Origin of the sequence: Bacillus sp. FSL K6-1218 (assembly GCF_038006445.1) — a bacterium.
GTDB classification, from domain to species: domain Bacteria; phylum Bacillota; class Bacilli; order Bacillales; family Bacillaceae_G; genus Bacillus_A; species Bacillus_A thuringiensis_S.
Genome location: NZ_JBBOVE010000006.1, coordinates 1 through 10,739 on the forward strand (window position 1 = coordinate 1; position 10,739 = coordinate 10,739).

The following is a 10,739-nucleotide window of genomic DNA, read 5'->3' on the forward strand; positions in this document are numbered from 1 at the left end:
CGATTCCCCCATAAACGACGCCACCAGGAACTACTTTCAGTAGTTTCTATTTGTTCTTTTGTTTCTTGAATCTCTTTTATTACTTCAATTAGCTTTTCATCACTTAATTTTAGTTTACTTTCTATCTGTTTTTCCTGTTCTTTTTGCTTATCTTGAAGTTCTCCAACAGTTTTTCTTAATTCAGCAATTTCTTGTTTTTGATCCGCTATTACTTCCATAGCTAAAGTAAATTGGTTCATCATTTGTTGAAACTTTTCTCCAACTTCTACTTGTATAGGAATCCCTCTGTCTTCCCATTGTTGCTGCGCTGCTGCGATTGTAGTTGCGGTCTCTTCTTCAACCTCCACATTCCTTGCAACCATGCGGGATAAACCCTCTTCAATCTCCATTGCGGTTAGGTTGCGATTGAACCCTTCCGCAATGAATCGCAATATCTCCACAGTCTCTGGACGATACTTTTTTGCTCGGCCTTTCCCCACAAATGGAATGTAATTAATAAACCGATCTCTATAATAACGGGCTGTTGATTCTGGTATTTGTAACTCTTTTGCTATTTGAGAAATAGTTAATAATGTTTGTTCCATTATCTTGTTCCTTTCAATCAGTATTTATAAAACCTTTTATAACTTTCTTTTCTTCTTGCTCTAATTCAAAAACAAAACGCTCTAAATGTAATTCTCTTAAAATGCTTAATAAATCTAACATTTCATATTTTCTTATTGGAATTACTAGTAAAAATAATGGTTTAATAATTAAACAATAACTTCTAAAAAATAGATAATAACATATCATATAAAGCATCAATGTTAAGGCTGCATATTTTACCATATCAAAATCTGTAATGCTTTCAGGTGAAAATTCCTTAGGATTAAATACTATCTGAATAAAAAATGTCCAAATTGGAACAAAAAGACCTATGATCACCGGAAAGATTGATGTTGTAGAAAATTGAGTTTGATATTCTTTGTCCAATACTTCTATATATTTACTTAAACATTTTTCATTATATAAACCTTTTTTCCTTAAAAAAACACGTAATGTATTTATCTTTTTTAACCTAACTAGCTCACTATTATTAATCGATAATAATAGTTTAGTCGTAACCATAATTTTAAAACATTTTTTCATCTTATTAGAAAATGTTAAAGTTTCATCAACCTCTAATTCATTTACAAATTTATAAGTTGAAACCATAAGAATAAACATTATAAAAAAAGTAAGTATAGATAATATTATTGTCCAGATATAACCTCTTGGATTAATTATTAATATTAGAAAAAAACTAGTTATAAAAACCATATAAAATATAATCCATGAAATTTGTTTTTGGAACCATTTATGGTTGCTCATCTCTTTATTATAAAAGCTTATTATTTTCTGCATTTTAATCCTCCAATCCTTATTTTCCATCGCACTAAATCTAATTATATACCTAATCAAAAACATTCCTCTCTGATCTAAATAAAGAGATTGCAAGAGCATAAGGGATTTTTGCTATCACCAAGGGTGACAGGTTAGGCAGAGCCTAACAAAAACGTGATATCACAAATACAAAAAATTCAATGGAGTTCCAACGTACTTTCAATGTATTTTCAATGTACATCCAATGGGTTTTCAATGGATATTTCGGAAGACTAAAAACTTGTTTTTTTACTCTTAGATCAACAATTCTTCCTCGTATATAAAACAAACAAGACTTTTATAACCTCTCAAAATCGTTTCTATTAGATTTCAAACACAAACTAATAGATTTCCTAATAAAATCAAAATAACGCCCTTAGAACAAAAAATGAGCGCTATGATGGTGTATTTAATTACAAGTACAATGGCGCGGCTGTTGCCGTTCCATTGTACTTCGCTTTTCCGTTGACTTTTGGAGTAGAGGCTGGTTCGTCGTGTGGGGGCGAAACCCCACGTATTACGTATCTATACATATGGTAAATGAAATTATAATTCGAAAGCATTAGCGGTTCGGCTCGTATAATAGCAAATTCAAGCCGATAAACCTAAATAGTTGCTTTTGGATGTATCGGCTTGGTGCCGCCAAAACTCGAGCCGAAAAAAGTTCCGCAAGGATGTAGCAAAGCGAAAAGGGTGGAGATTTTCTGTAGCAAAGCGAAAGAAAATACGACCCGTTCCTTACGGAACTTTTAGCACTATATATAAGAGTGAGAAGAGCAAAGTAAAGAAATTCAGTAATAACAAGGGTTTATAAGACATGAGGTGTTAATTTTTTTTAACACCTGTGTTAATTTTTTTTAACACCTAAAAAATAGAAAATTCGACATAAAAAAAGATGTCAATATAAAAATTGACATCTAAAATAAATAAATTGGTAGTTTATGTTTTTTCTTATTACCTTCGATTTTGATATTACATAGCGCTTTTGAAAAAATTTGTTGAGTCGCTCTATCAATATCATCTTTAGGTGAATTACATAATATATTGGGGTTAACAAACCAAGTTCTTGCTGAACAAGCCCTTCCATCTTCAGTTATTACACCTGTTTCTGCAACTCCTAAAACCCCTTTTTCAAGCAATTCGTTCATCATTTTTGAAATAGAAGTTCTTGTTTTCCCTAATTTCTTAGCTAAATAACTAGGAGACGCTGTATTCGGTTTTATATCATCATCTTTATTTTTTTCAACAATAACATTTGATTTAAATTCTAGAAATCTTGAAATATCAAATAAAAATGCCTTTTCTGGTTGAGTTAAATAGCCAATTTCACATAAATAATCAATATTCTCTGTAATCATTTGGACAAATCTCACCCGATCTGTAGGTTTTTTCTTTTTACCAATAAAATACTCTTCTCCACCAGACATTTTACTTAATACTTGTAACATAATGACTCTTTCTTCTTCAGAAAGTCCACCACTACCTTCAAGTTTTTCATAAATGCTATTAATCTTACTATCTCTTTCTTTTGCCTTTTTTTCAGCTTGTCCAAAATCAATAACTTTCTTTGTCATATCTAAGTTAATTCCTCCTTAATTGAGGGAATCAACAAAAACACCTATTTTTTGCTATTTGATTATAAATTAAATTATGATAATCTATAATCAGATAAATGAAGTTTAGGTATTTTCGTAGAATACCCTATGAAAAGAGTCATGTTCCCGCATGACTCTTTTTTTCATTCTATCACGTTTTCAATAACCTTAAAGATAAAAACAAAGTTTCCTTATTTTTTTAACGCTCCATGTCAAATCCACGATGTCTATTCATTTCTCTCTTATGTTCACGTTCAAATTGATTATCTATTTCCCTTGCTATCCCCCAATTCATTTTTAATAATCCCTCTAAACGCCTTAAATTGATCTTTAAAAACTTTTTTCATTTTGACACATCGAAAGGGTTTTGGGTATTGTGAGTTAGTCAACTCCTTAATGCTCACTTCGTTCCGCTTACCGTTGACTAACACATTTTTTTAGTAATTCTCTATTATTTATTTAATAATTATTATATATGGTTAAAAAATTATAATTATGGACAACACGAAAATAATTATATCCATAAAATAAATATTAATTATGCAATATTGCATATGAATGTAATAAAATGTTTATTATTGTTATAAAATGGTTTATGATTTCTTTACAAGATTATAACTAGTTGAATTCTGGATCAGTCAATAATAAATAAAAGATATTATATATTAATGGATTAAGCATAGATGAAAAATTATTTATTTATAATAAAAATTTGTCTTATTTATTTTTTAATACATTATTTTATTTAGATTTTATATTATATTAATTTTCATTCCTAATAGTCCTATAAATATAGTAAATCGAAAATTTATCACAGACATATCCATATTTCATCTATGTAATTAATCTATTAATTTTTAGGAGGATTTTAAAATATGAAAAAGTGGAAAAATGTTTGTAGAACACTAGTGGTATCGGGAGCATTATTAGGAGTAGTTGGTACTAATATAGTTTCAGCATCCAATCATTCAGATAAGAATTTTTCATTTAAATACCCAGCTGGTGGAGTAGGAGAAAAACATACTGACCCAGAACGAAAAGACAATGCTACAGCTGTATATTTCCACCCTCAAGTAGTTGAAAATGGCAGACAATTATATGCATGGGCAATAGATGGACAAAATGGAGAAGATATGTCTGACGGACATAAATATTTCTTAGAATCAGGTGATACAGCATTTATGACAAATTATATTCATGAAGAAGGAAGAATGTATGGTGGTGTAGCAGCCAACCTAAGAGGATATGCTGCAATGCCAATGAAAGCTTATGGTAAATGGAGTCCAGATAGTATCAGATAGTATCAGAAATTAATTGATAAAAGACAATCTTGAGATTTCAAGATTGTCTTTTATCAATTACAATAGTAATAAATTTTGGAGGTTAAAAACATTGAACATACAAAAACTTATATCTTTAAATTTAAAACAAGCATTTACCAATAAATCCTTTTTTATAATAGTTATATTTTCTATATCGTTAAACACATATCAATATTTTTCCAATATTTATCTTCCTAGTCAATCAGATAAATTTAATAAAGAATTCTTAACTTTATCATACCGATGGATAGGATTCGAAAATTCTACAGCAACAATACTATTCTTTCTAATGCCAATCATTTCTGTGATTGTTTTTTCAAATAGTTATTTAATTGAAAAAGAATCAAACTTTTTAAATGGAGTATACACAAGAATTTCTAAAAAAACTTATTTATTTGCTAAATACATTTCAATTTTTATTATAGGAGGCATATCTTTCATCTTACCACTATTAATTAGTTTAATTTTAGTTGGATCAACATTACCAACCTATCCTCCTACTAATCCTAATTCTAAATTGATTGCAATAAATTTAAATTCAATGTTTAGCGATATTTTTTTTAACTCGCCATTAAACTATATTCTTTTATACTTAATAATTGATTTTTTATTCGCTGGAATGTTTGCTGTTTTAAGCTTATCAATATCTATGTTTATCAAAAACATTTATGTTGTTTTATTAGTTCCCTTCTTATTAAATACCATTCTATGTGTAATTTTTGAAGGAATAGGAATACCTCAATTTGTTCCTACATTTTTAATTGATCCTAGCCAACCAATAAGAGGTACTAATCCATTATTTATACCAATAGAATTTTTATTATTTTTTAGTATTAGCATTTTGATATACATATGGGGAGCAAAAAAAAATGAATACACTTAATCTTCTTTGGAATAATTATACTTTTACAAGGAAAACTAGATTATTAATTTCTTATATATCTTTATTTATCAGCGTATTTATCCTTATTCAATTTTCAATGATACCCTTTACAAATTCATATGAAAAAATCAATGTAGTAGAAATAATGTCAATCACCTTTTCTCTACCGTTTTTCTCTACCGTTATTTTTGTTCTTTTTATACTATCTTGTTCAGATATGTATATTAGTGAGATCCAAATTTTAAAAATTATACGCTTAACTAATCGTCAACAACTAAAAAATATTCTCATATCAAACATACTATTTGCTTCTTTTATATTTATAGTTATTCTTTTTATTTTCAGTTTTGGGATTTCAGTATCATTCATTGGTTTATCAAAAAGTTTCTTTTCAATAAGTACTCTTAAATGGCTTATTATAAATTTTATCTTTTTATTCCTATGTCTTTTTATTTTAGGAATACTTATTATAATTATAGGATTAATAACTAAGAAACTATTTATTGCTGTAACTATACCTATTATTTTGTCTTTTATCGATTCCTTTTTTTCGATTTCTTTTATCTTTAAACAAGCAACAATTAATGTTGATCAAATAGCAGATCCACTTAGTCTAATCTACAATTCTTTATATTTATTACTACTTAGTTATGCCTTAATTATCGCACTTGAAAAAATAATCAAAAAGTATAATTTCTATTAAAAAACAATAAAAATTTTCATAAAGGAAAGTACACAATATGAATATTATTATGCATGATATAAAAAACATATTTCGAAAAAACCTAAATAAATGGATACTATGGTTTGGTTGTTTAATTATGTTAACCATTATATCTATAGCCAACTTAAAAATAACTAATCAACAAAATAGTATTTTAGATTTATGGTTCTTACTATTTGAAGGAGTAAAAAATAATCAACAAAGTTTCTATATTCCTCCATTTTCTTGGTTACTAATACAAATATTCTTAGCATATTTAATGGGGGATTATGTATTTAAAGAATTAAAAGAAAATAGTTTTTATACACTAATAAAGTCTCAAAGTCGATTAAATTGGTTTCTAGGAAAAATAATATGGATCATTGGTACTGTTAGTCTATTTTATTTCACTATTATAATCATATTAATTTTCTCTTCTTTTTGGCTAGATCTAAACTTCACCACATGGGGAGAATATTCTAACTATACATTTGATAGCAATTTAACAAAATTAACAAACCCTATTAATTTCTTTTTGTTATTTTTACTAAGTTGTTTTATTACATCACTATTAATTTCTATAATACAAGTTATATTAACCTTACTAATAAAACCAATATATAGTTTTTGCATCATAGTAAGCATATTATTAGCATCAATTTATTTTTCTTCCTCACTTTTAATCTCTAAATACCTAATGGCAATTCATTTTGCTACTTTCTTCAAAAACGGTATTTTTGAAGGGGTGAATATTTTCACCTATGAAATTATTTCGTTTATTTTTATAACATTTTTAGGATATAAATATTTCAATAAAATGAATTTAATATAAATAGTAGAATGGAGAATAAATAATATGTCCAAATATATAGAGTTAAAAAATGTATCTAAAATTATAGGTGAAAATAAGATTTTAGATAACATAAATCTTTCACTAAATAAAGGAAAAGTATATGGTTTTAACGGTCATAATGGTTCCGGTAAAACAATGTTATTTCGCTCTATATGTGGTCTAATTATTCCTACAACTGGAGAAATAACAATTGAAGGAAAACAAATTGGTAAAGATATTTCTTTTCCTAATAGTGTTGGAGTGCTAATTGAATATCCTGGTTTTTTACCTCAATATTCAGGACTTAAAAACCTTAAAATATTAGCTTCTATAAAAAAACAAATTAATGAAGAACAAATTCACAATGCAATAAAAAAAGTAGAACTATCACCTACTGATACTAGAAAATATAAAAAATACTCCTTAGGAATGAAACAGCGTCTTGGAATTGCTCAAGCAATAATGGAAGATCCAAAGTTACTTATTCTTGATGAACCAACAAACGCTTTAGATAAAGAAGGTATAGAAATGGTCAAGAATATAATTAACGAATTAAAACAACAGTCTAAAACAATATTAATTGCTAGTCATGATTATGATTTTTTAAAAAATATAAGTGATGAAATTTTTACTATGAATAAAGGAAATATAGAAAATCATGAAATTACTAACTCTAAAATAAACTAAAAGATATTTATCTATTCAAATTTCAGTTTCGACAAAAAGAAAAATCATAGCAATTGCTGTGGTTTTTCTTTTTGTCGATCAAGACCATATTTTAAATACTCATAGTATTGTATGTTGGATTTCAATTGTAAGTTCCAATGTAAGCTTTTGAATAAAAGATTACTTTCATTTTTACTATAAAAAATAAAAGATGGCTTAACATCAGCCATCTTTTGTGGCCCAGTACCAACATTTTTTAATCAAGAACAAAGTAGCAATTAAGTGTAGAACTCTATAAGAGTAAAAAAAGGAAGGGCAAGCTACGGGATTACCATGGTAATCCCCAAAAACTACGTTTTTGTCTTGCTAGGAAATTTCCTAGTACCTTTACCATTTTTTTGTCCTCAAAATTTCATTTCTTCGTCCTAAAACGGTTGTCGCTTCACTCGATTTTCTATTTTTTGAATGTAAACTTTTAAATATTAGTTTACATTCATTTTCCCTAAATCATTGACTTTTCAATGATTCCCCTGATATCCTCAATTTATATGATAAAAGTATACATTCAAAACACTATAAATAAAGAGGTCATAAAACCATGAACAAAAAACCACATCTCATTGATGTCCAACCTATCCGTAGCAAAGAACAGATTGAAGATATGAAATGGGCTCTGAAACGTCATTGTTCCGAACGAGACTATATTCTCTTTCTTATTGGAATTCATACCGGACTACGCGTAAGTGATTTACTCCAACTCGAAACACAAACTATAGTAAAACTGAAACGAAAAAAGAGAAAAGAATTTAAGATCAAAGAAGGAAAAACGAAGAAAGAACGCATGATTAACCTTACTTCCATTTTTGATGAAGCCTATTCGTATGCCCAAACCCTAGAAAATACCTGGTTATTTCCTTCCCGAAAAGGAGATCAACCCATTAGTAAAATCCAGGCTTATCGACAATTGCAAAAAGCCGGAGATTTTGCCGGCGTAGAATCCATTGGTACCCACACCATGCGCAAAACCTTCGGCTATTGGTTCTATAAACAAACAAAAGATGTTGCTATGTTACAAGAAATCTTAAATCACAGCACACCACAAATCACATTAAAATATATTGGAATCAATAAAGAAGAAAAAGATAATATATTAGATACGTTTTATATTTAATCTAATTTACAAATTATTTTATAAAGGGGTACCGCCAGCATTTCGGAAAAAAACCACGCTAAGCAAAAAATAAAATAAGCTGCCCATATGGACAGCTTATTTACATAATTAACGTTAGCGGAAGTTAAATTTATAAATGTTTATTAATAATATTTCCTATACTTTTAATCTAAAAGGTAATTTATATCAAAAAAACGATTCCTTTACAAACAGTAGGAATCGTTTTTTAAAATCAGGTTTATTAAGCAATCGAATCTGTTTGTGGAATCTTCCACCTACCTTTTTGTTTCACTCTTTTTGCTCCCTTGTGGAAAAAGAAGAGAAATAAGGTACAATAAGGCTGCTGTTGCAACTGCTGACCAACTAATGGATATCCAATCAATTCCATCATGTTTAATTATACTAACAATCATAATCCCCATAAGAATACCTAAACTTGTTAAAAGGTATGATTTCCAATTTAAATCTGTCGATCCTTTACTATCTTGAATTATTTTTTCTTTCAACTCTCTATCACTCCTTAATAATTCATCGATTGTTATGCCGAATAAATCACTTAAATCGATAATTACTCCAATATTGGGATAGTTTTTACCTGTTTCCCATTTTGAAACTGATTGACGGCTAACATGTATTTTTGTAGCAAGGTACTCCTGTGACCAACCTTTTTTTTCTCTTTCTTTTTTTAATTTATCTCCAAAAAACATATTGTTTATCGCCCTTTCTTATTTCAGTATTATTGAAGTGGATGGCTAAAGTAAAGATAGTTATAGGCACATAAAGGTGCAACAAAAGGTTGCACCTTTATGTGCCGCCAAATGGCTCGTTTGTTTAATTGTATTATCTATCTATAACAAATTTCACCATAAAAAGAACCGTTTTTTATTTGCTTCTCAATTCTTATTTTGTATATCTTATTCATAGAGAGTTAACATAACGTCCTATTATCGGTAGCAAAGAAAAAGGGGAATCCTTACTCTCAGAAGGAATCCCCTTTTTTATTTTCTATAACGCTATTCATCTTTTTATACATTCCTATCCTGGCATGGGTTTTAGGGTTCTCATTTGTTATCCGATTAGCCGAAAAACTGTATAAAATCTTGCATACTCTTAGCGTGGTTTTTTTCCGAAATGCTGGTGGTACCCCATAAACAAAAAATACAAATCTTAAATAAACAATGATTCATGCTTTTTTTCTTTGTTTATTTCTTTTATAAGGAACCTTTATGATTATTCGTCTATTTGATTTATCATTAACTAATTTTTTTTCTTGTTTTTCTTTTATATCTTGTAACACACCTTCAAATTGCAATAACAAACAGTTATTATCTTGGCATTTTCTCATTATAAGCATACATACAAATAACAACGCTCCACATATACCTAAATTAAGTAAAGCTATCAAAATTGACATTTTTTTAAAATCTTCTTTTGAATCCATGAATACCATAGGCCAATAATCTTTTATTAAATAAACAAATACTAAACTTATAATAGCAGCTAAAAATGGAAATCCTTTAGATAAATCATAATAACTTTTTATAGAATTAATACGATTTAAACATTCTTTTATTACTTCTAAATCCAACTTAGACAATTGAGATTTTTTATTCTCTATCTCTTCAAAATCTTTATAACTAAAAAAATTATATTCTTTTTCTATAAACTTCACAAATTCTTTTCTATTGGATAATAATAAATCTTGTTTTAACTTATCTATCATAATATTACCTCCGTTTTCACATAATAACAGAACGTACGTCCTATTATATCCTATAGAAAAAACAAAAGTAAACTACATATAACATATATATAAATATTATAAAATCATTTAATTGCATTAAAATAAAACATAATAATAGCAAGGAAATGCTTGTAGACTGATCTATACTGCATTCCCTTATTGTATGTATGCTATATTCTTATTCGCCTTTTTCTAACAGTAGAACCGCAAATCTTGGCGAAGACATTGGTTTTTGCCCTGTCCTGGGGTCTGTCCTCGCTTTTTATTCCACGGTTCCCTTGACCACGAGCCTCCGAACCCTCAAACTCCCAAAGATAACCCCAGCGGGCAAAAACCGCCCTTCTGGGGCCACCTCTGGCGAGTTTGCATGAGGGTTCCCCTCATCGTCAAGGAACTTTCGCGGCATAAACGCCAGGACTCAG

At 28.5% G+C, this 10,739-nt stretch carries 11 protein-coding genes and 1 pseudogene; 5 read left to right on the forward strand and 7 right to left on the reverse strand.

All coding sequences use genetic code 11. From position 1 onward, the window contains the following. From MHI26_RS31355 to MHI26_RS31370, 4 genes and pseudogenes are all read right to left on the reverse strand, one after another. A partial coding sequence (locus tag MHI26_RS31355; RefSeq protein WP_061668051.1) for a MerR family transcriptional regulator occupies nt 1-584 on the reverse strand: 584 nt, incomplete at its 3' end. Nucleotides 585-597: 13 nt separating this feature from the next. Then, on the reverse strand, nt 598-1,383 hold the full coding sequence (locus MHI26_RS31360; protein WP_061668052.1) for a hypothetical protein: 786 nt from the start codon (nt 1,381-1,383) through the stop codon (nt 598-600). Between the two features lie 935 nt (nt 1,384-2,318). Further along, nucleotides 2,319-2,975, reverse strand: a complete 657-nt coding sequence (locus MHI26_RS31365) for a MarR family transcriptional regulator (RefSeq protein ID WP_061668053.1) — start codon at nt 2,973-2,975, stop codon at nt 2,319-2,321. A 220-nt stretch (nt 2,976-3,195) separates the two neighbouring features. After that, nucleotides 3,196-3,349, reverse strand: a pseudogene (locus MHI26_RS31370) (plasmid recombination protein); the annotation flags it as partial. A 522-nt stretch (nt 3,350-3,871) separates the two neighbouring features. Here MHI26_RS31370 and MHI26_RS31375 point away from each other — a divergent pair. The 4 genes from MHI26_RS31375 to MHI26_RS31390 all read left to right on the forward strand — a co-directional run bounded on the left by MHI26_RS31375 (nt 3,872) and on the right by MHI26_RS31390 (nt 7,423). Beyond that, on the forward strand, nt 3,872-4,297 hold the full coding sequence (locus tag MHI26_RS31375) for a hypothetical protein (RefSeq protein ID WP_061668054.1): 426 nt from the start codon (nt 3,872-3,874) through the stop codon (nt 4,295-4,297). 91 nt (nt 4,298-4,388) lie between these two features. Then, nucleotides 4,389-5,201 carry a hypothetical protein gene (locus MHI26_RS31380; RefSeq protein ID WP_061668055.1) on the forward strand — a complete coding sequence of 271 codons (813 nt, stop codon included), beginning with the start codon at nt 4,389-4,391 and terminating at the stop codon, nt 5,199-5,201. A gap of 740 nt (nt 5,202-5,941) precedes the next feature. Further along, a complete protein-coding gene (locus MHI26_RS31385; protein ID WP_061668057.1) occupies nt 5,942-6,736 on the forward strand; it encodes a hypothetical protein in 795 nt (264 codons plus the stop codon). A gap of 24 nt (nt 6,737-6,760) precedes the next feature. Then, complete coding sequence (locus MHI26_RS31390) at nt 6,761-7,423, forward strand: ABC transporter ATP-binding protein (protein WP_061668058.1); 663 nt, start codon at nt 6,761-6,763, stop codon at nt 7,421-7,423. Between the two features lie 44 nt (nt 7,424-7,467). Here the strand turns inward: MHI26_RS31390 and MHI26_RS31395 are convergent, their stop codons facing one another. Then, complete coding sequence (locus tag MHI26_RS31395; RefSeq protein ID WP_340994898.1) at nt 7,468-7,632, reverse strand: hypothetical protein; 165 nt, start codon at nt 7,630-7,632, stop codon at nt 7,468-7,470. A 368-nt stretch (nt 7,633-8,000) separates the two neighbouring features. Between MHI26_RS31395 and MHI26_RS31400 the strand changes: the two genes are divergently transcribed. Then, nucleotides 8,001-8,573 carry a tyrosine-type recombinase/integrase gene (locus MHI26_RS31400; RefSeq protein WP_340994900.1) on the forward strand — a complete coding sequence of 191 codons (573 nt, stop codon included), beginning with the start codon at nt 8,001-8,003 and terminating at the stop codon, nt 8,571-8,573. Between the two features lie 275 nt (nt 8,574-8,848). On the opposite strand, the gene MHI26_RS31405 is transcribed toward MHI26_RS31400, so the two are convergent. Both MHI26_RS31405 and MHI26_RS31410 read right to left on the reverse strand, forming a co-directional pair. Further along, nucleotides 8,849-9,280: a helix-turn-helix domain-containing protein gene (locus MHI26_RS31405; protein ID WP_061665959.1), complete on the reverse strand. Its 432-nt coding sequence runs from the start codon at nt 9,278-9,280 to the stop codon at nt 8,849-8,851. Between the two features lie 476 nt (nt 9,281-9,756). Next, entirely contained in the window at nt 9,757-10,296 is a 540-nt protein-coding gene (locus MHI26_RS31410) for a hypothetical protein (protein ID WP_061665958.1), read from the reverse strand. Nucleotides 10,297-10,739: the final 443 nt, after the last annotated feature.